1 protein-coding gene is annotated in these 283 nt (G+C 37.5%); it reads left to right on the top strand.

What is annotated here, in order from left to right; translation table 11 throughout:
• Positions 1 to 46 precede the first annotated feature (46 nt).
• The coding region (locus ACFI4Z_RS19105) for a transposase (RefSeq protein WP_462671895.1) at positions 47 to 283 on the top strand (237 nt) is incomplete at its 3' end.

Genomic DNA, 283 nt, shown 5'->3' with positions numbered 1-283 from the left:
TGATCTGACTCCATAAAAGTAGACACCTATTTAGGAGTCAGGTGTCATGAAAGTAAAAGAGTTTCGTAAACACACAGAGGAATTTAAAAGAAAAGTGGTTCAAGAGTCGTTAGATACTCACGATACAGTTAAAATGGTCGCAGAAAAATACGGTATCAATCCCGATATGCTATCAAGCTGGAGAAGTAAAATGACCTCAAGTAAAACACCAAAGCCACTTAAAAATAAAGGCCCAGAAAAGTCATATAAAGACCTTGAACGTCAAGTCCGCAATCTTGAGAAG

This window comes from Pseudoalteromonas sp. RWi3 (assembly GCF_054960735.1).
This window is presented reverse-complemented; position numbering and strand designations above follow the sequence as displayed.